This window comes from Halomonas sp. Y3, assembly GCF_024137965.1.
Lineage (GTDB): Bacteria > Pseudomonadota > Gammaproteobacteria > Pseudomonadales > Halomonadaceae > Halomonas > Halomonas mongoliensis.
Map to the genome: position 1 here is coordinate 495,279 of NZ_CP099975.1, position 22,497 is coordinate 517,775.

The 22,497-nt window shown below is 67.0% G+C and carries 22 protein-coding genes; 19 read left to right on the top strand and 3 right to left on the bottom strand.

Annotated elements, in window-relative coordinates:
* Nucleotides 1-115 precede the first annotated feature (115 nt).
* The 9 genes from NHL60_RS02355 to NHL60_RS02395 all read left to right on the top strand — a co-directional run bounded on the left by NHL60_RS02355 (nt 116) and on the right by NHL60_RS02395 (nt 8,120).
* Nucleotides 116-946: a CoA transferase subunit A gene (locus NHL60_RS02355; RefSeq protein WP_253448480.1), complete on the top strand. Its 831-nt coding sequence runs from the start codon at nt 116-118 to the stop codon at nt 944-946.
* Nucleotides 946-1,719, top strand: coding sequence for a CoA-transferase subunit beta (locus tag NHL60_RS02360; protein ID WP_253448483.1), 774 nt, complete (start codon nt 946-948; stop codon nt 1,717-1,719). The genes NHL60_RS02355 and NHL60_RS02360 overlap by 1 nt, the downstream gene beginning before the upstream one ends.
* Before the next feature lie 35 nt (nt 1,720-1,754).
* Nucleotides 1,755-2,957, top strand: a complete 1,203-nt coding sequence (gene pcaF, locus NHL60_RS02365; protein ID WP_253448485.1) for a 3-oxoadipyl-CoA thiolase — start codon at nt 1,755-1,757, stop codon at nt 2,955-2,957.
* Between the two features lie 13 nt (nt 2,958-2,970).
* Nucleotides 2,971-4,149: an alpha/beta fold hydrolase gene (locus NHL60_RS02370; RefSeq protein WP_253448488.1), complete on the top strand. Its 1,179-nt coding sequence runs from the start codon at nt 2,971-2,973 to the stop codon at nt 4,147-4,149.
* A 68-nt stretch (nt 4,150-4,217) separates the two neighbouring features.
* Nucleotides 4,218-5,156 carry a pca operon transcription factor PcaQ gene (pcaQ, locus tag NHL60_RS02375; RefSeq protein ID WP_253448491.1) on the top strand — a complete coding sequence of 313 codons (939 nt, stop codon included), beginning with the start codon at nt 4,218-4,220 and terminating at the stop codon, nt 5,154-5,156.
* Nucleotides 5,157-5,256: 100 nt separating this feature from the next.
* Entirely contained in the window at nt 5,257-5,979 is a 723-nt protein-coding gene (gene pcaH / locus NHL60_RS02380; protein ID WP_253448494.1) for a protocatechuate 3,4-dioxygenase subunit beta, read from the top strand.
* Nucleotides 5,980-6,018: 39 nt separating this feature from the next.
* Nucleotides 6,019-6,651, top strand: a complete 633-nt coding sequence (gene pcaG, locus NHL60_RS02385; RefSeq protein ID WP_253448496.1) for a protocatechuate 3,4-dioxygenase subunit alpha — start codon at nt 6,019-6,021, stop codon at nt 6,649-6,651.
* A 146-nt stretch (nt 6,652-6,797) separates the two neighbouring features.
* Entirely contained in the window at nt 6,798-7,631 is an 834-nt protein-coding gene (locus NHL60_RS02390) for a 3-keto-5-aminohexanoate cleavage protein (RefSeq protein WP_253448499.1), read from the top strand.
* 81 nt (nt 7,632-7,712) lie between these two features.
* Nucleotides 7,713-8,120 (top strand): nuclear transport factor 2 family protein, encoded by a 408-nt coding sequence (locus tag NHL60_RS02395; RefSeq protein ID WP_253448502.1) that lies wholly within the window; start codon nt 7,713-7,715, stop codon nt 8,118-8,120.
* Between the two features lie 37 nt (nt 8,121-8,157).
* On the opposite strand, the gene NHL60_RS02400 is transcribed toward NHL60_RS02395, so the two are convergent.
* Nucleotides 8,158-9,864, bottom strand: a complete 1,707-nt coding sequence (locus tag NHL60_RS02400; RefSeq protein WP_253448505.1) for a sigma-54-dependent Fis family transcriptional regulator — start codon at nt 9,862-9,864, stop codon at nt 8,158-8,160.
* 351 nt (nt 9,865-10,215) lie between these two features.
* Here NHL60_RS02400 and NHL60_RS02405 point away from each other — a divergent pair, with 351 nt between their 5' ends.
* The 6 genes from NHL60_RS02405 to NHL60_RS02430 all read left to right on the top strand — a co-directional run bounded on the left by NHL60_RS02405 (nt 10,216) and on the right by NHL60_RS02430 (nt 16,398).
* A complete protein-coding gene (locus tag NHL60_RS02405; protein ID WP_253448508.1) occupies nt 10,216-10,590 on the top strand; it encodes a cytochrome c in 375 nt (124 codons plus the stop codon).
* 4 nt (nt 10,591-10,594) lie between these two features.
* The gene (locus tag NHL60_RS02410; protein ID WP_253448511.1) at nt 10,595-11,134 is read left to right on the top strand and encodes a hypothetical protein; all 540 of its coding nucleotides are present in this window, start codon (nt 10,595-10,597) and stop codon (nt 11,132-11,134) included.
* A 31-nt stretch (nt 11,135-11,165) separates the two neighbouring features.
* Nucleotides 11,166-12,716 carry an FAD-binding oxidoreductase gene (locus NHL60_RS02415; protein ID WP_253448514.1) on the top strand — a complete coding sequence of 517 codons (1,551 nt, stop codon included), beginning with the start codon at nt 11,166-11,168 and terminating at the stop codon, nt 12,714-12,716.
* A 37-nt stretch (nt 12,717-12,753) separates the two neighbouring features.
* Nucleotides 12,754-14,220, top strand: a complete 1,467-nt coding sequence (locus NHL60_RS02420; protein WP_253448517.1) for an aldehyde dehydrogenase family protein — start codon at nt 12,754-12,756, stop codon at nt 14,218-14,220.
* Nucleotides 14,221-14,291: 71 nt separating this feature from the next.
* Entirely contained in the window at nt 14,292-15,203 is a 912-nt protein-coding gene (locus tag NHL60_RS02425; protein ID WP_253448521.1) for a transporter, read from the top strand.
* Nucleotides 15,204-15,306: 103 nt separating this feature from the next.
* Nucleotides 15,307-16,398, top strand: a complete 1,092-nt coding sequence (locus tag NHL60_RS02430) for an NAD(P)-dependent alcohol dehydrogenase (RefSeq protein WP_253448525.1) — start codon at nt 15,307-15,309, stop codon at nt 16,396-16,398.
* A 261-nt stretch (nt 16,399-16,659) separates the two neighbouring features.
* Here the strand turns inward: NHL60_RS02430 and NHL60_RS02435 are convergent, their stop codons facing one another.
* Nucleotides 16,660-17,565, bottom strand: coding sequence for a LysR family transcriptional regulator (locus NHL60_RS02435; protein ID WP_253448528.1), 906 nt, complete (start codon nt 17,563-17,565; stop codon nt 16,660-16,662).
* A gap of 158 nt (nt 17,566-17,723) precedes the next feature.
* Here NHL60_RS02435 and salA point away from each other — a divergent pair, with 158 nt between their 5' ends.
* Nucleotides 17,724-19,037, top strand: coding sequence for a salicylate 1-monooxygenase (salA, locus tag NHL60_RS02440; protein WP_253448531.1), 1,314 nt, complete (start codon nt 17,724-17,726; stop codon nt 19,035-19,037).
* Between the two features lie 14 nt (nt 19,038-19,051).
* Here salA and NHL60_RS02445 read toward each other — a convergent pair whose 3' ends face one another.
* Nucleotides 19,052-19,507, bottom strand: a complete 456-nt coding sequence (locus NHL60_RS02445) for a MarR family winged helix-turn-helix transcriptional regulator (protein ID WP_253448534.1) — start codon at nt 19,505-19,507, stop codon at nt 19,052-19,054.
* Between the two features lie 165 nt (nt 19,508-19,672).
* Between NHL60_RS02445 and NHL60_RS02450 the strand changes: the two genes are divergently transcribed.
* From NHL60_RS02450 to NHL60_RS02460, 3 genes are all read left to right on the top strand, one after another.
* The gene (locus NHL60_RS02450; protein ID WP_253448537.1) at nt 19,673-20,086 is read left to right on the top strand and encodes a thioesterase family protein; all 414 of its coding nucleotides are present in this window, start codon (nt 19,673-19,675) and stop codon (nt 20,084-20,086) included.
* Between the two features lie 688 nt (nt 20,087-20,774).
* The gene (locus NHL60_RS02455) at nt 20,775-21,905 is read left to right on the top strand and encodes a C4-dicarboxylate TRAP transporter substrate-binding protein (RefSeq protein WP_253448540.1); all 1,131 of its coding nucleotides are present in this window, start codon (nt 20,775-20,777) and stop codon (nt 21,903-21,905) included.
* A gap of 62 nt (nt 21,906-21,967) precedes the next feature.
* The gene (locus NHL60_RS02460; RefSeq protein ID WP_253448543.1) at nt 21,968-22,486 is read left to right on the top strand and encodes a TRAP transporter small permease; all 519 of its coding nucleotides are present in this window, start codon (nt 21,968-21,970) and stop codon (nt 22,484-22,486) included.
* Nucleotides 22,487-22,497: the final 11 nt, after the last annotated feature.

Genomic DNA, 22,497 nt, shown 5'->3' on the forward strand with positions numbered 1-22,497 from the left:
ACGTTTCCGGGCGCCGGAAAGTTGACGCTGGCCGACGGCGGGAGTAATTTGTTCGCATCACAAAACAAAGTTCGCTATTCGAACTTTGCGAGAGTCACCGCCAGGAGGAGATCCCATGGCCGAGTTCCTTAGCCTGCATGACGCGGTTGCGCGCTACGTTGAAGATGGCGCCACCGTGGCCATGGAGGGCTTCACCCACCTGATTCCCTTCGCCGCGGGTCACGAGGTGATTCGCCAGAAGAAGCGCGACCTGACCCTGATCCGCATGACCCCCGACCTGGTCTATGACCAGCTGATCGGCGCCGGCTGCGCGAAGAAGGTGATCTTCTCCTGGGGCGGCAACCCCGGCGTGGGCTCCCTGCATCGCCTGCGCGACGCCGTGGAGAAGGGCTGGCCCCACAGGGTCGAGATCCTCGAGCACAGCCACGCCGCCATGGCCTGCGCCTTCGAGGCCGGCGCGGCGGGCCTGCCGCTGGCGGTGCTGCGCGGCTATGTGGGCAGCGAGCTGCCCAGCGTCAACGATCAGATCAAGTTCATCGAGTGCCCCTTCACCGGCGAGCGCCTGGCCGCGGTGCCTTCGGTGCGCCCGGATGTCTCCATCGTCCACGCCCAGAAGGCCGACCGCGCCGGCAACGTGCTGGTGGAAGGCATCGTCGGCGTGCAGAAGGAGGCGGTGCTGGCGGCCAAGCAGAGCATCGTCACCGTCGAGGAGATCGTCGAGGACCTGCGCAGCGAGCCGGGCTACCACCCCAACGCCTGTATCATCCCGGGCTGGGCCATCAGCGCCATCGCCGTGGCCGAGAAGGGCTCGCTGCCCTCCTATGCCCACGGCTACTACCCGCGCAACAACGCCTTCTACAAGGAGTGGGATGCCATCGCGCGGGATCGCGACACCTTCACGGCCTGGATCGAAGAGAACGTCATGAACGCAGGGGGGAACGCCTGATGAGCCTCGAATACACTTCCTCGGAGATGATGACCGTCACCGCGGCCCGCGCCCTGGAGAACGGCACCACCTGCTTCGTCGGCATCGGCCTGCCCTCCGAGGCGGCCAACCTGGCGCGCCTGACCCACGCCCCCGACGTGGTGCTGATCTACGAATCCGGCACCCTGCAGACCAAGCCCGACGTGCTGCCGCTCTCCATCGGTGACGGCGAGCTGGCCGAGACGGCGCTCACCACCGTGGCGGTGCCGGAGATGTTCCGTTACTGGCTGCAGGGCGGAAAGATCGACGTGGGCTTTCTGGGCACCGCCCAGATCGACCGCTACTGCAACCTCAACACCACCCTGATCGGCGACTACCGCGAGCCCAAGGTGCGCCTGCCGGGCGGCGGCGGCGCGCCGGAGATCGCGACCAATGCAGGAGAGGTCTTCATCACCCTGAAGCACTCCAAGCGCGCCTTCGTCGACCGGGTCGACTTCGTCACCACCCTGGGCTTCGGCCGTGACGGCAAGGGTCGCGACGGCGTGCCCAATATCGGCAAGGGCCCGACCCGTGTGATCACCGACCTCTGCGTGATGAAGCCGGACCCCGAGACCAAGGAGCTCGTCGTGGTGTCGCTCCATCCGGGCGTGACCCGCGAGGACGTGATCGAGGCCACCGGCTGGGAGATCCGCTTCGCCGAGCGGCTCGAGACCACCCCCGAGCCCAGCGGGCAGGAGCTCGAGATCCTGCGGGATCTCAAGGACCGCACCGCCCGTGCCCACGCCGGCGAGTGACGCCGCGACCGCAGCGACTTTCAGGAGATAAGGCAATGACCGACGTATTCCTCTGCCATCCGCGGCGCAGCGCCGTGGGCCGCTTCGGCGGCACGCTGTCCAGCGTGCGCCCCGACGACCTGGCGGCCGCCATCTTCAAGGCGGTGCTCGCCGAGGCGCCGGGTCTCGACCCGGCCGCCATCGAGGATGTGTTCATGGGCTGCGCCAACCAGGCCGGCGAGGACAACCGCAGCGTGGCGCGCATGTCCGCGCTGCTGGCCGGCCTGCCGACCTCGGTGCCTGGCACCACCCTGAACCGCCTGTGCGGCTCCGGCATGGATGCGGTGGGCACCGCCTTCCGCGCCATCAAGGCCGGCGAGATGGACCTGGCGCTGGCCGGCGGCGTGGAGTCCATGTCCCGGGCGCCCTATGTGCTGGGCAAGGCCGACAGCGCCTTCTCCCGGGGCCAGCAGATCGAGGACACCACCATCGGCTGGCGCTTCATCAACCCGCTGATGAAGAAGGCCTACGGCGTCGACTCGATGCCGGAGACCGCCGAGAACGTGGCCGAGCAGTTCAAGATCTCCCGGGAGGACCAGGACGCCTTCGCCCTGCGCTCCCAGCAGAAGGCCGCCGCCGCACAAAAAGCCGGCCGCTTCGCGCGTGAGATCACCGCCATCGAGATCCCGCGGCGCAAGCAAGAGCCGCTGCGCTTCGACCAGGACGAGCACCTCCGCGAGACCACCCTCGAGAAGCTTGCCGGCCTGCCGACGCCCTTCCGCGAGGGCGGCAGCGTCACCGCTGGCAACGCCTCCGGGGTCAATGACGGCGCCGCCGCCATGCTGGTGGCAAGCGCCGCCGCGGTGGAGCAGCACGGTCTCGTCCCCATGGCGAAGATCCTCGGCATGGCCACCGCCGGCGTCGAGCCGCGCATCATGGGCATCGGTCCGGTGCCCGCGGTGCAGAAGCTGCTCGCGCGTACCGGGGTGACCCTCGACGAGATCGAGGTGATCGAGCTCAACGAGGCCTTCGCCGCCCAGGCGCTCGCCTGTATGCGCGAGCTGGGGATCGCCGACGACGACCCGCGGGTCAACCCCAACGGTGGCGCCATCGCGCTCGGCCACCCGCTGGGCATGTCCGGCGCCCGCCTGCTGCTGAGCGCGGCTCATGAGCTGCAGCAGAGCGGCAAGCGCTACGCTCTCTGCACCATGTGCGTGGGCGTGGGCCAGGGCATTGCGACCCTGATCGAGCGGGTTTAACAGGAGAGTTTCCATGGCATTTCTGAACATCAAGGGGCGCAGCGTCGCCTATCGTCTGCTCGGCGCCGAGGCCAACCCCCTGGTGGTGCTGGCGCACCCCCTGGGGATGAGCCAGGCGGTGTGGGACGACGTCCTGCCGGCGCTGCTGCAGCGTTACCGGGTGCTGACCTGGGACCTGCCCGGCCATGGCGCCAGCCAGGCCTGGGGCGAGGCGGCCATCGCCCCGTCCGACCTGGCCGCCGAGGCCCTGGCCCTGGCTGATCGCGCCGGCGCCGAGCGCTTCCACTTCGCCGGCACCTCCATCGGCGGCGTGGTGGGCCAGCAGCTGATTGCCGAGCACGCCGAGCGCCTGCTCTCCGCCACCCTGACCAACACCGGGGCGGTGATCGGCACTGCCGAGCTGTGGAGCACCCGCGCCGGCCGCATCCGCGAGGAGGGCCTGGCGGCGATGGCCGAGGAGATCGTGCCGCGCTGGTTCGCCCCGGCCTGCTTCGAGGCCGAGCCGGCTCTGAAGGCGGGCTGGTGCACCCAGATGGGCCGCGGCGACGATGACGCCTACGCCAGGCTCTGCGAGATGCTGGGCAGCCACGCCTTTACCGGCAAGCTCAGCGGGAAGGGCGTCAAGGTGCAGCTGCTGGGCGGCAGCGAGGACCTGGCCACCCCGCCGGCGACTCTCGAGGCCCTGGCCGCGGAGCTCGACGACGCGCCCCTGGAGATCCTCGAGGGCGTGGGCCACGTGCCCTCCGTGGAGGTGCCTGGCCTCTTCGCCGAGAAGCTGCTGGCGGTGATGGCGGTGGACCTGGGCGATGTCGGCAACCAGGGCGTCGACTACGCCACGGGCCTTGCGACCCGCAAGCAGGTGCTGGGCGAGGCCCATGTGGCGCGCTCCACCGAGAACGCCACCAGCCTGGACGCCCCCTTCCAGCAGATGATCACCCGCCTGGCCTGGGGCGAGCTGTGGAGCAACGAGGATCTGACCCGGCGCGAGCGCAGCATGATCACCACCGGCATCCTGGCCGCCCTGGGCCGCGAGGAGCTCACGCTCCACCTCAAGACGGCGAAACGCATCGGCCTGAGCGAGGCGGAGCTTCGCCAGGTGCTGATGCACGTGGCCATCTACGGCGGCGTGCCGGCGGCCAACCACGCCTTCGCCCTGGCCAAGGAGCTGGGCTGGGGAGAGGCTGCCCGCTAAGTGACGGTCGGCCCCGCGTTCGGCGGGGCGGCTTCGGTGCCCCCTGAGGGCGCCGGCAGGAGGTGGAGATGCTCAATGCCCGGATCAAGCTGCGTCACCTGCAGGCCTTCCTCGAGGTGGCGCGGCAGCGCAGCTTTGCGCGTGCCGCGGAGCGCCTGGCGATCACCCAGCCGGGGATCTCCAAGACCATCCGCGAGCTCGAGGAGACGCTGGGCACCAGCCTCTTCGATCGCACGCCCAAGGGGGTAGCCCTGAACCAGGCCGGCCTGACGCTGCTGCGCCATGCCGGGCCGGCGCTGCGGGCTCTGGAGGAGGGGGTCCAGGCCATCGGCGATACCGGTGGCGTGCGTCAGCTGCGGGTGGGGGCGCTCTCCACCGTGGAGAGCCGACTGCTCCCTGACGCGCTGCGGGGCTGGCACGCCGAGGGAACCCCCCATGCCGACGTTGGCGTCAGCGTGGTGACAGGCCCCAGCGCCTTCCTGCTCTCGCGGCTGAGGCGGGGCGAGCTGGATCTGGTGGTGGGGCGCATGACCGAGGCGCGCGAGATCCAGGACCTGGCCTTCGAGCATCTCTACTACGAGCGGCTTCTGCTGGTGGTGCGTGCCGGCCACCCCCTGGCCGGCATGAGCTCGCTGCCCCCCGAGGCGCTGAGTGCCTACCCCTGGGTGCTGCCGCCGCCCCGGACCACCCTGCGCCAGCAGGTGGACAGCTTCTGCGTGCGCCACTCCCTGGCCCTGCCGGCGCGGCGCCTGGAGACGCTGTCGCTGCCGCTGAGCCGGGGCTACACCCTGGGCAGCGAGGCGATCTGGGTGGCGCCCGAGGAGGCCGTGGCCGAGAGCCTGGTGGCGGGAGAGCTCTGCGAGCTGTCGCTGTCGCTGGAGCAGCAGGGCGGCTCGGTGGGGCTCTGCACCAATGCCACGCTGCAGCCGTCCCTGGCCCTGGAGGCCTTCTGCGAGCGTCTCCGCGAGGTGGCGTCCCGGCTGGGACGCGGCGCGCCCTCGCCATAACCCCTGGGTTATGGGGGCGGGGCGAGACGTCAATAGGCAAGCGGCCAGCAGGCAGCGACACTGCCTCAGGTCAATAACATCCACCCCGGAGACGATCGTCATGCCGCAAGACAACAAGCGCTTCGTCGAGCGCGACCGCAACTGGCATCCGCCGGCCTATGCGCCCGGCTACAAGACCTCCGTGGCCCGCTCCCCGCAGCAGGCCCTGGTCAGCATGCAGAAGCCCACCGTATCGGAGCTCTCCGGCCCCGATTTCCGGCATCTGCGCATGGGGCCCCATGACAACGACCTGCTGCTCAACTTCAGCCAGGGCCAGGGGCTGCCCCAGGGCGAGCGCATCATCATGTTTGGCCGCGTGGTCGATCAGTTCGGCAAGCCGGTGCCCCACACCCTGGTGGAGATGTGGCAGGCCAACGCCGGTGGCCGCTATCGCCACAAGAACGATCGCTACCTGGCGCCCCTGGATCCCAACTTCGGTGGCGTAGGCCGCTGCCTGACCGATGACCAGGGCTGGTACCGCTTCCGCACCATCAAGCCGGGCCCCTACCCCTGGCCCAACGACATGAACAGCTGGCGTCCGTCCCACATCCACGTCTCGGTGATGGGCCCGTCGATCTCCACCCGCCTGATCACCCAGATGTACTTCGAGGGCGATCCGCTGATTCCGCTGTGCCCCATCGTCAATACCATCAAGGATCGCGACGCCGTCGAGACCATGATCGGTCGCCTGGACATGGCCCGCAGCAATCCCATGGACTGCCTGGCCTATCGCTTCGACCTGGTGGTACGCGGCGAGCTGCAGACCTATTTCGAAAACCAGTAATCGGTTCGAGAACCAGTGACAGGATGGGGTAACCAGACAATGAACCAGCCGAATTCCCGACCCAGCAGCGAACTGATGCTGCGCGAGACCGCCTCCCAGACCGCCGGGCCCTACGTGCATATCGGCCTGGCCCTGGCCGCCGCCGGCAACCCGACCCGGGACGAGGAGATCTGGAACGAGATGGCCCGTGAAGGGGCAGAGGGCGAGCAGATCGAGGTCGTCGGCACCGTCATCGACGGCAACGGCGACCTAGTGCGCGACGCCTTTATCGAGGCCTGGCAGGCCGATGCCAAGGGCGAGTACCAGCGCGAGTTCGACCTGAAGAAGCCGTTCAACAGCTTCGGTCGCACCGCCACCACCTTCGACCACGGCAGCGAATGGTCGCTCAAGACCATCAAGCCGGGCCCGGTGGCCCACGCCAGCGGCCAGCCCCAGGCGCCGCACATCAACCTGTCGATCTTCGCCCGCGGGGTCAATATCCACCTGCAGACGCGTCTCTACTTCGAGGACGAGGCCGAGGCCAACGCGGCCTGCCCGGTGCTGACCCGCATCGAGTCGCCGACCCGCCGCCAGACCCTGATCGCCCGCCGCGAGGAGGTCGACGGCAAGGTGCGCTATCGCCTCGATATTCGCCTGCAGGGCGAAGGCGAGACGGTCTTCTTCGATTTCTGACGGACGCCCTGGCCTCCAGGGCTCCTGTCAGCTGCGCCGCCCTTCGGGGCGGCGTTCGGCGTTTGATGCCGAACCACAGCCGTAGGGGGCACTCCCCCAATGATAACGAGCCATGGCACCGCCGAGGTGCCCAGAGAGAGGTCACGATGTCCAACCCCTGCATCATCTGCGTCGCCATTACCGGCAGCCTGCCGCGCAAGGAGAACAACCCGGCCGTTCCCATCACCGTGGAGGAGCAGGTCGAGAGCACCCAGGCGGCCTTCGAGGCCGGTGCCACCATCGCCCACTGCCATGTGCGCAATGACGACCAGACCCCCAGCTCAGATCCGGAGAAGTTCGCGCGCCTGGTGGAAGGCCTGAAGAAGCACTGCCCGGGCATGATCATCCAGCTCTCCACCGGCGGCCGCTCCGGAGCCGGCGAAGAGCGTGGCGGCATGCTGCCGCTCAGGCCCGACATGGCGAGCCTCTCGGTGGGTTCCAACAACTTCCCCAACCGCGTCTACGAGAACTCCCCCCAGCTGGTCGACTGGCTGGCCGAGGAGATGCTCAAGTACGACGTCAAGCCCGAGATCGAGGCCTTCGACCTGTCGCACATCCACCAGGCGGTGAACCTGTCGAAGCAGGGCAAGCTCAAGGCGCCGCTCTACGTGCAGTTCGTGATGGGCGTGAAGAACGCCATGCCGGCCGACAAGCCGACCTTCGACTTCTACATCGAGACCCTCAAGCGCCTGGCGCCGGATGCCCAGTGGTGCGGCGCCGGCGTCGGTTCCAACCAGCTCAAGCTCAACGAGTGGTCCATCGCTGCCGGCGGCCATACCCGCACCGGCCTCGAGGACAACGTGCGCCTCGACCGCGACACCCTGGCCCCCTCCAACGCGGCCCTGGTCGAGCGCGCCGTGGCGCTGTGCGAGAAGTACGAGCGCCCGGTGGCCAGCTGGCAGCAGGCCCGCGAGATCCTCGGCCTCGGCCAGCCCGCCTGAGTCACCCGCTCGAGTGACATGCCGCCTGCCGTCTCACGGCGGGCGGCGCTGGCATGAATTCGATACCAAGAGGGGAAGCGCATGAACACGACAATCGACGAACGCACGCCCGATCATGACGAGATCGTCCGTGTGGTAGAGCGCTATGTGGAGGGCTTTCAGGGCCGTCGGGACAAGCTAGAAGAGGCCTTCCACGAGGACGCCTGGATCCTGGCGGTGGACGCCGAGGGCGGCTTCAGCAAGGATCTGATCAGCGATCGCTTCGAGCGCTGGGCGGCGAGCCACCGTCCGGTAAAGAGCCGCTTCATTTCGGTGACCCAGGCCGGCGAGGTGGCCAGCGTGCTGCTGGGCTTCGACAACACCGAGACCCCGGCGGACTCCTGGGTGGACGTGCTGGCGCTGCTCAAGCTCGACGGCCGCTGGCAGATCACCCACAAGAGCGCCGTGCACAGCACCCGAGCGGCCTGGGCCAGCCCGGTCGCGTCCTGAATCAGGCCTGAGGCGGGCGCCGAGCGAGCGCCCGCCTTCAGCGCAGCCCGTACTTCTTGAGCCGGTAGGCGTAGGCGGGGCGGGTCATCCCCAGGCGGCGGGCGGCGGCGGCGATATTGCCCTCGCTCGCCGCCTGGGACGCAATCAGCATCTCCCTCTCGATATCCTCCAGCGTCAGGCCGGCCTCGAACAGCGCCTGGATCTGCTGCTGCGCCGAGCCGGCGGCATCGTACCCCCGAGGAGCGGTCAGTCGGCCCTGCTCATCCAGCCCCTGACTCTTCTCCCGCTTGAGTGTCGGCACCTGGTAGTCGCCGAACAGCGCCCGCTCGGTGATGTGCTTGTGATCCGCGGTCAGGATCACCCCACGTTCGATGGTGTTCTTGAGCTCGCGAACGTTGCCGGGCCAGGCGTACTGGGTCAGGGCCGAGCGGGCCTGGTCGGAGAGGCCGAGGGTGCGGCGCTGGTAGTGGTGCTCGCAGCGGGTAAGGAAGTGCTCGGCCAGGGCGTGAATGTCCTCGCGTCGCTCGCGCAGGGGCGGCACGGTGAGGGTGAAGGCGTTGAGGCGAAAGAAGAGGTCGCGGCGAAAGCGCCCCTCCTCGACGCGCTGGTGAAGGTCGGTGTGGGTGGCGGCCACCACCCGCACATCCACCTCCCTGACCGCCTGACCGCCGACGCGTTCGATCTGCTGCTCCTGCAGGGCGCGCAGCAGGGCCGCCTGGGCGCGGGGCGAGAGCTCGGAGAGCTCATCCAGGAAGAGGGTGCCCCCGTGGGCGCGCTCGAAGCGCCCCAGGCGGGACTGGGTGGCGCCGGTGTAGGCGCCCTTCTCCACGCCGAACAGCTCCGACTCGATCAGCTCCGGCGGAATGGCGGCGCAGTTGACGGCGATAAAGGGGCCCTCGGCGCGCTGGCTCTGCTCGTGGAGCCGCCGGGCCAGGATCTCCTTGCCGGTGCCGGTCTCGCCCAGCAGCAGCACCGGCACCTCGGCGGCCGCGGCGCTGTCGAGCATGGCGAGCATCTCGCGAAATGCCGGGGCCGAGCCGATGGGGCTCCAGTCCTCGTCCCGGGAGCGTCGGGCGAGGTCCCCTTCCAGGGTCGCCACCCGGGCCTGGAGGTCATAGAGCTCGTCGATCAGCGGCGCTTCGCGCAGCAGGGCGGAGAAGGCCTCATGATCCGGCCACTCCTCGGCGAACCGGCCCACGATGCGGCACTGGACATCGCCGCAGCCCATGCACTCCACCTCCCGATACTGCACCTCGCGCTCCAGCAGCTGTGTCGCATAGCCGGAGGCGTAGCCCAGCAGGGTCCAGCAGACCGGGTCCTCCTGCACGCCCCGGGAGCGCCACACCTCCACCTCGAAGGAGCCCTTCCAGATGAACTCGCTGTAGAAGCGGTTGCGCTCGGGGTCGATATCGACGCTGACCGGGATCGCCTGCACGTGCCCCTGTAGCGCATGCAGCTGGGGGCCGGCAAGGAAGCTGTCGCGCAGCCCCAGCTGCTTGCCCCGCAGGGCCTCGCCCAGCTCGGCATCCTGCAGCCCCGAGTAGTAGCCCAGGCGGATAAACACGCCCCGGGCGCGCTCGATGCCCAGGGTGGTCACCAGCTCGTTGCGGAAGAAGGCCGAGGCCTGCAGCGACATCAGCAGCATGCGCTGCTCTCCCAGCCAGATCTGCCCCTCTTCCGGCAGGAAGCGCAGGGCATCCATCAGGTCGCGGGCACTGGGATAGTCATGGGGCTTGGCAGGCATGGCGATCTCGCTGAACACCGGGAAGTAAGCCGGCACAGGATAGCATTCCGGCCCGCCTCACGGTGCGCCGCGGGCTGGGAGAGGCGCTGCGGACGGGGTGCTGATTTGCTCATGGGGTTACCAAATGGTTAAGCGAAAATATCGAACAGATGTCCGCATGCCGCACGGAAGGCGGGGGAAAGCCTCTGCAGGTCGTTGATGCCCGGCATCTTTTCGAATCCGGCACGGTTCTTGACAGGGTAATGGCGTGGAGCAGGGCGCTAACCTCTTGTTTTATACGAAAGTATAAGACTGCTGATGGGCCCGCTCTGCTGACGACATGCCCTTGACGACAAGACGGGTGACACTGACATGCAACACACAACAACGCTGCCTCCCCGGCATCTCTCCGCCTACCGGCTCGGGGCTCTGGCCCTGTTCGGTGCCTTGCTGCTGCCCACCATGGCCTCGGCCAGCGAGCCTGAAGCTCGCGAGCCCGCCGAGGTCTACCGCCAGGTCTGTGCGCACTGCCATGCGACGGACAAGGCGGTCGGTCCGGTGATCACCAACGCCTTTCCCGAAGCGGCCCAGGAGAGCTGGGGAACCTATATCCAGCTGACGGCGCGCAATGGTCGCGCGGCGATGCCGGCCTTTCGTCACAGCGAGATCAGCGACGCCGAGCTGAAGGCGCTGAGTGCGGCCCTGGCCCGGGGCGAGCTGGCCGAGGACGACGGCGGTGAGGAGTGATGCCATGAAACTGACACGTCGACAGCTGCTCCGGAACGGCCTGCTGCTGGGCTCGGCGGCGCCGCTGACCATGGCCGCCGCCTGGGCCGGCCAGGCGACCCCGAGCGGGTCGCCCGTCCATGGCGCTATCTCTCTCTATGGCGTGGACCGCTCGACCACCGAGCTGGGCCTGGGGCTGCGCCAGAAAGGCTGGACGCCGCACTACGAAGGGCGCCTCGACCCCCTGGCGCTCAATGCGCTGCCGGCGGGAACGCTGGCGGCCGGCTTTACCGATGAGGCGGGCCTGGTGCTGCTGACCAGCCTGCTGAAGGGGCGCGGCAGGATACTGGCGCTGGGGCGTCATGAGGCGGGCCGTCACCACCTGTTGAGCCACCGTGGGGCCGTTGATGCCGGGCTGGCGACAGAGGCAGGCAGCTGGCAGTCCGCCCTGGGGCGCGAGTACGCCCGCCTGGCGCTGGCCGGCACCGGCAAGCGAGACGAGCACCGCTTCCAGCGGCCGGCCGACGCCGGCGGCCGCGAGCTGAGCTTCCTGGTACGGGTTTGAGCCCTCCCCACAATAAACGAGAGAACACCCCATGAGCACGACACAGCGCATTCTTCCCAAGAACGTCAGCGCCGCTGATTTCGACGCCGCCCTCGGCCGCTTTCGCGAAACGCTTGGTGCCGACCGGGTGCTGGTCGATGATGAGCAGCTGGCGCCCTATACCAAGATCATGATGTCCGCCGACAAGGAGGACCATATTCCTTCGGCGGCGCTGCTGGCGGAAACCACCGAAGAAGTGCAGGCGATCGTGACGGTCTGCAACGAGGCCAGGATTCCGCTCTGGATGATTGCGACCGGCAAGAACCTGGGCTACGGCTCGGCGGCGCCGGGGGAGACCGGCCAGGTGATTCTCGACCTGAGCCTCATGAATCGCATCCTCGAAGTGGATCCGGACTCCTGCACGGCGCTGGTGGAGCCCGGCGTCACCTATCAGCAGCTCTATGACTACATCCAGGAGAAGGGCTACAAGCTGTGGCTCTCGGTGCCGGCACCCTCTGCCGTGGCCGGCCCGGTGGGTAATACCCTGGACCGCGGCGTGGGCTACACCCCCTACGGCGAGCACTTCATGTTCCAGTGCGGCATGGAGGTGGTGCTGGCCAACGGTGAGGTCGTTCGCACCGGCATGGGGGGGCTGGAGAACTCCACCTCCTGGCAGGTCTTCAAGTGGGGCTATGGTCCCTATGTCGACGGGCTTTTCACCCAGTCCAACTACGGTATCGTGACCAAGATGGGCCTCTGGCTGATGCCGGAGCCGCCCGCCTATCGCCCCTTCCTGATCCAGTATCCGGACCCAGAGGATATCGAAGAGATCGTCGAGATCATGCGTCCGCTGCGCATCAGCCAGGTCATCCCCAACGCCGTGGTGATCGCCCATACGCTCTACGACGTGGCGTCGCACCGGGAGCGCAAGGAGTTCTTCACCGGCGAGGGCAGCATCGACCGGGAGGCCATCGAGCGCATCAAGCAGGACGAGGGGGTCGGCGAGTGGAATATCTACGCCGCCCTCTACGGCACTCCGGAGCAGATCGAGGTCAACTGGAAGATTGTCGAGCAGGCCTTCAGCAAGAGCGGCAAGGCAAAGCTGCTCTACGGGGAAGAGGCGGAGCAGGCGTCGGCCTCCTTTGGTTACCGGTCCGACCTGATGCGCGGCAACATGAACATGCAGGAGTTCGGCCTCTATAACTGGCGCGGGGGCGGTGGCTCCATGTGGTTCGCGCCGGTCTCCCAGGCCAAGGGCAGCGAGACCCGCGACCAGACCGAGCTCGCCCAGCAGATTCTCGGCAAGTACGGCTTCGATTATGTGGGGGAGTACATCGTCGGCTGGCGAGACATGCACCATATCATCGACCTGCTCTACAACCGCCAGGACCCGGAGGAGACCCGGCGCGCCCACGCCTGCTTCGGAGAGCTGGTGGATGAGTTCAGCAAGCGTGGCTACGGCATCTACCGCGTCAATACCGGCTTCATGGATCAGGTGGCGGATACCTATGGCGGCGCCATGCGCGAGCTGCACCGCACCCTGAAGCAGGCGCTGGACCCCAACGGCATTCTGGCGCCCGGCAAGTCCGGCATTCGCCTGTAACCGTCCGTCCCTGAACCGACCGTAAGGAAGAGAACCGATGAGCACTGCATACAGCGATTTTCAGCTTCAGCCCATTGCCGGCGAGTGGCGCAAGGGCAGCGGTGAGCGCACCGCTCGGGTGACCAACCCCTACGACGGCAGCGAGCTGCTCGAGATCCAGCTGGCCACCCGGGATGACCTCGACGCCGCCTTCCTGGCCGCCGAGAAGGCCCAGGCCGCCTGGGCGGCGACCCCGCCGGCCCAGCGCAGCGCCCTGCTGCAGCGCGTCGTGGCGATCTTCGATGCCCGCAAGGAGGAGATCATCGACTGGCTGATCCGCGAGTCGGGCAGCACCCGCCTCAAGGCCAACGTCGAGTGGGGGGCGGCCCGCGGCATCACCCAGGAGGCCGCCAGCATGCCGGGCCGGGTCCACGGCATGACCCTGGCCTCCAACGTGCCGGGCAAGGAGAACCGCGTCTATCGCAAGCCCCTGGGCGTGGTCGGCGTGATCAGCCCCTGGAACTTCCCGCTGCACCTCTCCCAGCGCTCCATCGCCCCGGCGCTGGCCCTGGGCAATGCCGTGGTGGTCAAGCCGGCCAGCGATACGCCGGTCACCGGCGGCCTGCTGCTCGCCAAGATCTTCGAGGAGGCCGGCCTGCCCGAGGGGCTGCTCAGCGTGGTGGTGGGTGCCGGCAGCGAGATCGGCGACGCCTTCGTCGAGCACCGCGTGCCGCGCCTGATCTCCTTCACCGGCTCCACCCAGGTGGGCCGCGGCATCGGCCGCATCGCCAGCGGCGGCGAGCATATCAAGAAGGTCTCCCTGGAGCTGGGCGGCAACAGCCCCTTCGTGGTGCTGGACGATGCCGATATCGAGCAGGCGGTGAATGCCGCGGCCATGGGCAAGTTCCTGCACCAGGGCCAGATCTGCATGGCGGTCAACCGCATCATCGTCGCCGAATCCCGCTATGACGCCTTCGTCGAGCGCTTCGTCGAGAAGGTCAAGGGACTCCAGGTGGGCGATCCCGATGACATGGCCACCGTGGTGGGCCCGGTGATCAACGCCAAGCAGCGCGAGGGGCTGGAGGAGAAGATCGCCACCGCCAAGCGCGAAGGCGCCACCGTGCTGCTGGAGGGCGAGATCCAGGGCCAGCTGGTGCCGCCCCATGTGTTCGGCGACGTCACCGCGGAGATGGAGATCAGCCGCGAGGAGATCTTCGGTCCGCTGGTGGGCATCCAGAAGTCCCGGGACGAGGCCCACGCCCTGGAACTGGCCAACGGCACCGAGTACGGCCTCTCCAGCGCCGTGTTCAGCGGCGACCTGGCCCGCGGCCTGCGCTTCGCTCAGGGCATCAAGGCGGGCATGACCCACGTCAACGACATGCCGGTCAACGACGAGGCCCACGTGCCCTTCGGCGGCGAGAAGAACTCCGGCCTTGGCCGCTTCAACGGCGACTGGGCCATCGAGGAGTTCACCACCGACCACTGGATCAGCGTGCAGCATGAGCCGCGCGGTTATCCCTTCTGAGCCAGATGGCCAGCGCCCCCTGCCGCCCCGAGGGTGGCAGGCGGCGGGCCACAACAAGAATAGAGACCGAGATGACGACGTATCGCAAGAGAGCCGCCCTGGCGGCGCTGCTGACCGGCCTGGCCTCCGCGCCGGCGCTGGCGGTGAATGGCCACTACCCCCCGGGGATCGAGGGGCTGGGGGCGGCGACGGCACCGCCGGAAGGGGTCTACTACCGCGGCTACCTGCTGCACTACGACGTGGATCGCTTCAATGACGCTGGCGGCGATGCCGCGCCGGGGCGCAACAGCGGCTCCGTCACCGCCCTGGCCCATCGCTTCATCTGGATGACCGGGCAGCAGTTCCTCGGCGCCGACTACGGTGTGGAGGCGATCATCCCGACCCTCGATCTGCGCTTCGACCTGGATGTCGCCGGGGGCGACCGCTTCAGCGACAAGGGCGTCGGCGACCTGTTCGTGGGCCCGGTGATCCTGGGGTGGCACGGCGAGCAGTGGGACGCCACCTTCGCCGCCGGCCACTGGTTCGATACCGCCAGCTTCGATGCCGACAACCCGGCCTCGGTGGGCAAGGGCTACGGCACCACCATGCTCACCCTGGGCGGCGTCTGGCACCTGGATGCCGACAGGAGCTGGAGCCTGTCGGCCCTGTCGCGCTATGAGATCAAGGGCAAGCAGGACGATACCGGGATCACGCCGGGCGACAGCTGGCTGCTGGAGTGGGGCATCGGGCATCGCTTGGCCAACGGCCTGGAGCTCGGCCTGGTGGGCTACGACGCCTGGCAGCTGGAGGCCGACAGGGGGGCGCCGACCAGCGACAAGGCCGAGCGTCATGCCGTCGGCGCCGAGGCCGGCTACTTCTGGCCCGCGGCCGGCATCATGCTCAAGGGGGCCTATTACCATGAGTACGACACCCGAGCCGGTGGCCTGAAGGGGCTCGAGAGCGAGGGCGATGCCTTCCGCCTGCAGCTCACCAAGTTCCTGTAGGCCCCCGTAGGCTCGCCCTGCGGGTCCGCGAGGATGAGCCATTCTATCGCCCCTGTCCGGCCATCGGTCGGCCAGGGGCCATGTTCAACTGAGGAGAAGATCCATGCAGATCAAGGCGGCTGTTACCCTGGAGCAGGGGCGTGACTTCGAATGGCAGGCGGTGGAGCTGGCCGAGCCTGGCCTGGGCGAGGTGCGGGTGCGCATCGTGGCCACCGGCGTCTGCCACACCGACGCTGTGGCCCGGGATCTCGGCATCGCGCCCTTTCCCATCGTGCTGGGCCACGAAGGCGCCGGCGTGGTGGAGGCCCTCGGCGTGGGGGTGAGCGGGCTCGAGGTGGGCGACCACGTGGTGCTCTCCTTTGCCCACTGCGGCGGCTGCGGCCACTGCCTGACCGGCCATCCCACCGTCTGCGATACCTTCAACGAGCTCAACTTCGGCGGCGCCATGGATGACGGCAGCCACCGCCTGGCGCTGGGCGACGATGCCCTGGCCACCTTCTTCGGCCAGTCCTCCTTTGCCACCCACGCCGTGGTCAGCGCCCGTAATGCGGTCAAGGTGGACCCCGAGGTGGACCTGGCGCTGCTGGGCCCGCTGGGCTGCGGCATCCAGACCGGTGCCGGCACCGTGCTCAACCGCCTCAAGCCCGAATTCGGGTCGAGCCTGGTGGTCTATGGCTGCGGGGCGGTGGGGCTCTCCGCCATCATGGCGGCGCGCATTGCCGGCTGCCGGCAGATTATCGCGGTGGACGTCCACGACAGCCGCCTCGAGCTGGCGTGTGAGCTGGGCGCGACCCATGCGATCAACGGCCAGCAGGAAGACACCGTCGAGCGGGTGCGTGAGATCACCGGCGGCGGCAGCCAGTTCGCCGTGGAGACCACCGGGGTGCCGGTCGTGGTGCGCCAGTCGCTGCAGGCGCTCAAGCCGCTGGGCGTCTCGGCCATCGTCGGCGTCACCCCCGAGGTGACCCTGGATGTGCACCACGACCTGATGGCCGAGGGCAAGTCGATGATCGGGGTGATCGAGGGCGACTCCGTGCCGCGGGTCTTTATTCCGCAGCTGGTGGCCTACTTCAAGGAGGGGCGCTTCCCCTTCGACCGGCTGGTGAAGTTCTACGCGCCTGAGCAGATCAACGAGGCCTTCGAGGACTCGAAGAACGGTACCACCGTCAAGCCGGTGCTGAAGATCGCCGACTGACCCCGTACCTTCGGCCATCGCGAGGGGGCATCTGCCAGGGCAGGTGCCGCCTCTTTCTGGTTCATCGCAGACTGGCGTGAAATTTCCATGTGGGAGCTCGGGTTCCCCGAGCGAATGGCGCCGCAGGCGCCCCGGCGGAGTTGCGTATGCTGGCAGCCGCCGCCCGGGAGGCCTTCGGCCTCCATTCGCCCGGCAGAGCCGGCCTCCCACAGGGTAGCTCCTTCAGATCAGATTCACGCCGATGTGCGAAGAACCCTTTTTCTATTCGGAGAACATCGCGAAGAGCAGGCCGCGCAGCCAGCGGTTGCCGGCGTCGCGGTGGTAGCGGCGATGCCAGAAGAGGTTGATGGGGATCTCGGGGAAGGGCAGGGGATGCTCCTGCACGGCCAGGCCGAAGCGCGCCCGGGTCGCCTCGGCGAACTTGTCGGTCACCGTGACCACCAGGTCGCTCTCGCTGATGATATAGGGCACGGCGGCGAAGTGGGGCAGCTGCAGCCGGACCGGGCGCTCGATGCCCGCCCGGGCCAGCTGCTCCTCGACGATACCGTGTCCGGTGCCCTTCGCCACCACCACCGCGTGGGTGGCGGCCCGGAAGTCGTTCATGTCGAAGCCGCCATCTGCCAGGGGGTGGCCCCTGCGCATCAGGCAGACATAGCGCTGCACGAAGAGCCGCTGCTGGTAGAAGCCGGCGCCCAGTTGGGGGATCAGGCCGACAGCCAGGTCGATCCGTCCCTCCTCCATCTCGCGCTTCAGGTCCTCGTTGTGGCTGCGCACCGTGCTGAGCCGGACGCCGGGCGCCTCCCGGGCCAGATGCTCCAGCAGCCGCGGCAGGAAGACGATCTCGCCGATATCGGTCATCGCCAGCTGGAAGGTGCGTTCGCTGCTGGCCGGGTCGAAGTCATCGCCCAGGTTGAGGATCTCATGCAGCCGGGCCAGCGCCTCGGCGATGCCGGGGTGCAGCTGGTCCGCCCGTGGTGTCGGCGAAAGCCCCCTGGAGGTGCGTTCGAAGAGCTCATCGCCGAGGAGCCGGCGCAGGCGCTTGAGCGCGTGGCTGACGGCGGGCTGGGTCACGCCGAGCCGCTCGGCAACCCGCTGGGTGTTGCCCTCGCGGTAGAGCAGGTCGAAGACCACCAGCAGGTTCACGTCGATATCCGTCAGCCGCAGCATGCCCTGTCTCGCCTAATTGACTGTATTCAAGATGATATTACTTTCATTTATTTAAGGTATGAAGGCTGCTGCGTTGTGTGAATGTCGCAGGCGCCCTAGTCTGCGCGTCATCACTCTATGCCATGAACAAGAACAGCATTCCCGACGGAGAGCGCAGCATGTCCAATCACAATACCGCGTCCCCCTCTGATTCCCGCCTGTCCATCGCCATCATCGGCGGCGGCATCGGCGGCGTGGCCTTCGCCGTGGCCCTCTCCCGCTTCCCCGACCTCGACGTGCAGCTCTTCGAGGCGGCGCCGCAGTTTTCCGAGATCGGCGCCGGTGTCTCCTTCGGCCCCAACGCCGTGCGCGCCATCCAGCGGCTCGGCCTGGAGGCGGCCTACCGTCGCATCGCCGATTCCTCCCCGGCCCCCTTCGAGGACGTCTGGTTCGAGTGGCGCCGCGGCAGCGACGACGGCTACCTGACCGCCACCCTCGCGCCCGGCTGCGGGCAGTCCTCGGTGCATCGGGCGGACTTCCTGGACGCCATCGTGGCCCAGCTGCCCACCGGCATCGCCCATTTCGGCAAGCGCTGCGTCGAGGTCACCCAGGCGGGGGAGGGCGCCACCGCCCACTTCGCCGACGGCACCTCCTTCACCGCCGATATCCTGATCGGCTTCGACGGCATCAAGTCGGCGGTACGTGCCAACGTGCTGCCCGCCGAGGAGTGCGGCGAGATCGCACCCTTCTGGAGCGGCACCTACGCCTATCGCGGCATGATCCCCACCGCCCGGCTGGAAGAGGCCCTGGAGGCCAGGGGCGCCGACCGGCGCCTGGCCCTGGTGCCCCAGATGTACCTGGGTCACGACCGTCACATCCTCACCTTCCCGGTCAAGCAGTCGGAGCTGATCAACGTGGTGGCCTTCATCACCGACCGTTCCAGCGCCGAGCCGCAGCTGCCCGAGGGGGAGGAGTGGGTCCAGGCCGTGAGCCAGGAGGAGATGCTGGAGGTCTTCGAGGGCTGGGGGGCAGCGTCCCAAGCCATCCTCGAGTGTATCCCCGAGCCGACCCGCTGGGCGCTGCACGAGCTGCCCGAACTGCCCCGCTACCACCGCGACCGGGTGCTGCTGGTGGGCGACGCCGCCCATGCACTGGTGCCCCACCAGGGCGCCGGTGCCGGCCAGGCGCTGGAGGATGCCCATGTGCTGGCCAGCCTGCTGGGCGATGAGGCCTGCACCCGAGACAGCGTGGAGCAGGTGCTGGCAGCCTTCGAGGCGGTTCGTCACGCGCGCACCTGCCGGGCGCAGCGCACCTCCCACGAGGCGGGCAACGTCTACGAGTACGCCGGCGAGGGCATCGGCGACGACGAGGCGAAGCTGATCGAGAACCTCCAGACCCGCTTCGACTGGCTCTGGAACCACGACCCCGAGGCGGATGTGGTGGCGGCAAGGCGCTGGCTGGAAGACGAAAGAGAACACTCCCTCATCGCCTGAGGGAGGTAGAGCCCCTACTTCTTGCGCGCCTCGATGATGCGGTCAAGGATGTCGAGCAACCCTTCTCGCTCCGCATCGCTCATGAAGGTCGTGAACTCCTGCTCCCCGGCCACAACCTTCTGATTGAGACGTTCGGTGAATGTCCTGCCCTTCTCGGTCAGGTAGAGGGCGTAGGAGCGACGGTCGTTCTTGGACTTGCGTCGCTCCACGACTTCCATGCCTTCCAGCTTGTCGATCGCCGCTACCATGGCGGAGCGGTCTACGTCCAGCGCCACCGATACCGCTGTCTGAGTCAGGCCCGGATTGTGGTAGATGATCGCTAGAATGCTGAAAAGCCCCGGTGTGATGCCTTCTCTGGCACAAGCCTCGAAAAAGACATCGAAGTAGACCATCTGGGCGCGTCTCAGCTTGTAGCCGAGCCGGGATTGCAGCATCGAGTAGTCAATGCCGTTGTCTTCAGCGCTGTTCATATGCCTGCTCTGGATTCGCGGTGAGGTTGAAGTGGCTTCTGTTGTATAATTAAACAGTTTGGTATGTTCTGGATATGCTACCAAGAGGCGGTTGCTCAGGATAGGGGAGGCGCCCATGGCGTGACCTCGGCACCCGGGCTCTGGCGAAGAATCTGTGAGGACATCATGCTGACTCATCATCATACGAGAGAGATCGAGTGGGGCGACTGCGACCCGGCGGGAATCGTTTTTCACCCGCGCTATCTGGCCTACTTCGATCACTGTACCAACCTGCTTTTCACCCAGGCCGGCTTTGAGCCGACCAGGCTGCAGGCACGCTTCGATGTCATCGGTTACCCGGTAGTGGATCTACGCACGCGATTCCTTGAGCCCTGTCGCTACGGTGATGAGGTGTGCATCGAGACGCGGGTGGCCGAGTTCCGGAATAGCAGCTTCACGGTCCAGCACGTGCTAAAGCGCGGCGACACCGTGGCTGTCGAGGCCGAAGTGATCCGTGTTCTGGTAGGACGGCAAGCGGAGAATTCCCTGGGCATGCAGGGCAGACCGGTCCCGGAGGAGGTAAGAGTGGCCATGAGCTAGAGCCAAGTCCTTGCTGCGTCGTTGTCGCCTTTGCAGACGCTCGTGTCATCAGGAGGCGGTGGCCGGTGGCAGCGAGAGACGAGTTCCCGCGATGGTTGGCAGTGGCTTTGTGCCTCATGGGCGTTGAGCTTGTCGACAATGGGGCATGCGGTTGTCGGTGGGAAAGAGGCAGGGGATTGGACTAAAGTCTAGGTCTCGGGTATTCTATTAGCACTCTTATGGAATAGTCGGGGTCCAATACCATGACCGTCGAGGCTTCGTCCCAGCACTCGCCAGCTAGCACCACCAGGTGTTCTTTCATCAAGCTCGCAGGCCGGGCCTGCTATGGGTTGCTCGAGCGGATGACAGAGAAATCATACCGTCGTCACGAGGCCTATCTCCGGGCCCTCTACGGCTACTGAATGACGACGGGGAGGAGATTCCTCGTTTGCCATACGAGAAGAGCCAGCGCAGCTACTGCGCTGGCTCTTCTCGTATGGGGGCAAGGGTGGCCCAGTCGATGGGCCTAGGCATCGTGCGCGCTTCTTTGGGACCCAGGGTCTTCCCCTCGCTGGAAGCGGTGGCCTTCATACCAAAGTTGGGTATCGGACAGGGATGTGGGCTGGACTATAATCTGTCTTGAAATAGGTTGTTGATCCTATTGTTTACAAAATAAACAAATATAACTTAGCCGACAAGGTGACCCATGATGCACCGCCCTCTGTTCAAGACTCTAGCTATTGCCGCCACCGTGGGCAGCCTGGCGCTTGCCAGCCATGCCCAGGCCAGAGATCTGCGCCTGGCGCCCGGTGTGCCGCCTGCCCATCCGGCTCATACGCCGCTCTATACCGATTTCGTGGATCTGCTTCAGAGTGAGTCCGAAGGCCGCTTGGGTGGACGGATTCTGGGCACAGAAGTGGCGTCGCTCGGCAACATGCGTAATGCCATACGTAGCGGCCTGGTAGAGGCCGGCCTGCTGCTGCCCGCCTATTTCCCCGCCGACCTGCCGGAGATCAATCTGGTGGGCGATATGGCGCTGCTGGGTACCAACTCCTACGCCATGGCCGGGGCCATGACCGAGTACATCGCTACCTGTGAGGCCTGCCAGGAAGAGCTCAAGCGCCTCGGCATCGTCTATACCAGCTCTCACTCCACCGACACTTACCAGATCCTGACGACAACCCCGGTGGAGACGGCCGAGGATCTTCGTGGTCTGCGGCTGCGCGTCGGTGGTCCCCAGTATTCGCGCTGGGCGGAGGCGATGGGCGCCACGCCGGCCTCCATCCCGGTGGGTGAGACATTCGAGTCGCTCTCCCAGGGGGTCATCGATGGCACTGTGGCCTCCATCGCCGACATCATCTCCTTCCGCCTGGAGGATGTGATCAGCCATGTCACCATGCATGACCTGGGGACCTTCCACAGCACGATCTCCCATGCCGTCGGACAGAGCGCCTGGCAGGCACTCTCTCCCGAGGATCGCGAGGCGCTGGCGATAGCCTCTACCAAGGCGAGTGCCCTGGCCATTCAGCGCTGGGCCTACGAGATGATCGATGAGTCCAAGGCGCTGGCGGAAGAGCACGGCATCGAGATCATCGAGCCCAGCGCCGACCTGCTCGCCACGAGTCAGGCGTTTGCTGAAGAGGACATCGAGAGAGCCGCCGAGCTGGCGGAGCGGCGCCACGGAGTGAGCGATGCCCGTAACAAGCTCGATCGTTTCATCGGGCTGGTCGACAAGTGGAATGCCATCGTCGAGGAGGTTGGCGAGGACCCCGAAGCGGTTGCTGACGCCATCAGGCGTGAAGTGTGGGACAGCGTTGACTTCGCGACCTACGGAACCTGATGTCCATCAGCTCGAGGGCCGTGAACCGGCCCTCGAGCCTTTGCTGATGCAGGAGGTCCACGATGGCCTTTCTTTACCGTCTTACCAATCAGGCTGCCGTAGGCCTGGCGATGCTGGGAACTCTGGGCATTCTGCTGATGGTGTCGCATGTCACGCTTGATGTCCTGCTGCGCGCTACCTTCTCGATTTCCATCCCGGCGACTGTCGAACTGGTAACTCGCTACTACTTGATTACCCTGGCCTTGCTGCCACTTGGCTGGGTGGAGTGGCGCAAGGGCATGATCACGGTGGAGGCCCTGGAAGGCATGATGAGCCGGCGTCTCATCGTTATCTCCGACGTGCTGGTGTCGGTGGTATCGGCGGTGATCTATGGCGTGCTGACCCTGGCTACCTGGGACAAGGCGATGGAGCAGTACGCTATCGGCTCCTACGTCATGTCGCTCAACTTTCCCATGCCGGTCTGGCCAACCTACTTCGCACTGCCCGCGGCCTTTGCGCTGGCAGCAGTGGTCTGCGTCGTGCGTATCCCGGTCCTGGCCAAGGGGGGAGAGCTCCCCTCCAGCATGCAAGATGAAGGGTAACCTCCATGTCT

Bases quoted from the DNA above. Each gene is read 5' to 3' on its own strand.
- NHL60_RS02450 (WP_253448537.1), top strand. From the start codon at position 19,673: ATGCTGACTCATCATCATACGAGAGAGATCGAGTGGGGCGACTGCGAC.
- pcaH (WP_253448494.1), top strand. From the start codon at position 5,257: ATGCCGCAAGACAACAAGCGCTTCGTCGAGCGCGACCGCAACTGGCAT.
- pcaQ (WP_253448491.1), top strand. From the start codon at position 4,218: ATGCTCAATGCCCGGATCAAGCTGCGTCACCTGCAGGCCTTCCTCGAG.
- NHL60_RS02400 (WP_253448505.1), bottom strand. From the start codon at position 9,864: ATGCCTGCCAAGCCCCATGACTATCCCAGTGCCCGCGACCTGATGGAT.
- NHL60_RS02360 (WP_253448483.1), top strand. From the start codon at position 946: ATGAGCCTCGAATACACTTCCTCGGAGATGATGACCGTCACCGCGGCC.
- NHL60_RS02370 (WP_253448488.1), top strand. From the start codon at position 2,971: ATGGCATTTCTGAACATCAAGGGGCGCAGCGTCGCCTATCGTCTGCTC.
- NHL60_RS02430 (WP_253448525.1), top strand. From the start codon at position 15,307: ATGCAGATCAAGGCGGCTGTTACCCTGGAGCAGGGGCGTGACTTCGAA.
- NHL60_RS02405 (WP_253448508.1), top strand. From the start codon at position 10,216: ATGCAACACACAACAACGCTGCCTCCCCGGCATCTCTCCGCCTACCGG.
- pcaF (WP_253448485.1), top strand. From the start codon at position 1,755: ATGACCGACGTATTCCTCTGCCATCCGCGGCGCAGCGCCGTGGGCCGC.
- NHL60_RS02435 (WP_253448528.1), bottom strand. From the start codon at position 17,565: ATGCTGCGGCTGACGGATATCGACGTGAACCTGCTGGTGGTCTTCGAC.
- NHL60_RS02410 (WP_253448511.1), top strand. From the start codon at position 10,595: ATGAAACTGACACGTCGACAGCTGCTCCGGAACGGCCTGCTGCTGGGC.
- NHL60_RS02420 (WP_253448517.1), top strand. From the start codon at position 12,754: ATGAGCACTGCATACAGCGATTTTCAGCTTCAGCCCATTGCCGGCGAG.
- NHL60_RS02460 (WP_253448543.1), top strand. From the start codon at position 21,968: ATGGCCTTTCTTTACCGTCTTACCAATCAGGCTGCCGTAGGCCTGGCG.
- NHL60_RS02455 (WP_253448540.1), top strand. From the start codon at position 20,775: ATGCACCGCCCTCTGTTCAAGACTCTAGCTATTGCCGCCACCGTGGGC.
- NHL60_RS02415 (WP_253448514.1), top strand. From the start codon at position 11,166: ATGAGCACGACACAGCGCATTCTTCCCAAGAACGTCAGCGCCGCTGAT.
- NHL60_RS02355 (WP_253448480.1), top strand. From the start codon at position 116: ATGGCCGAGTTCCTTAGCCTGCATGACGCGGTTGCGCGCTACGTTGAA.
- NHL60_RS02445 (WP_253448534.1), bottom strand. From the start codon at position 19,507: ATGAACAGCGCTGAAGACAACGGCATTGACTACTCGATGCTGCAATCC.
- NHL60_RS02390 (WP_253448499.1), top strand. From the start codon at position 6,798: ATGTCCAACCCCTGCATCATCTGCGTCGCCATTACCGGCAGCCTGCCG.
- pcaG (WP_253448496.1), top strand. From the start codon at position 6,019: ATGAACCAGCCGAATTCCCGACCCAGCAGCGAACTGATGCTGCGCGAG.
- NHL60_RS02425 (WP_253448521.1), top strand. From the start codon at position 14,292: ATGACGACGTATCGCAAGAGAGCCGCCCTGGCGGCGCTGCTGACCGGC.
- salA (WP_253448531.1), top strand. From the start codon at position 17,724: ATGTCCAATCACAATACCGCGTCCCCCTCTGATTCCCGCCTGTCCATC.
- NHL60_RS02395 (WP_253448502.1), top strand. From the start codon at position 7,713: ATGAACACGACAATCGACGAACGCACGCCCGATCATGACGAGATCGTC.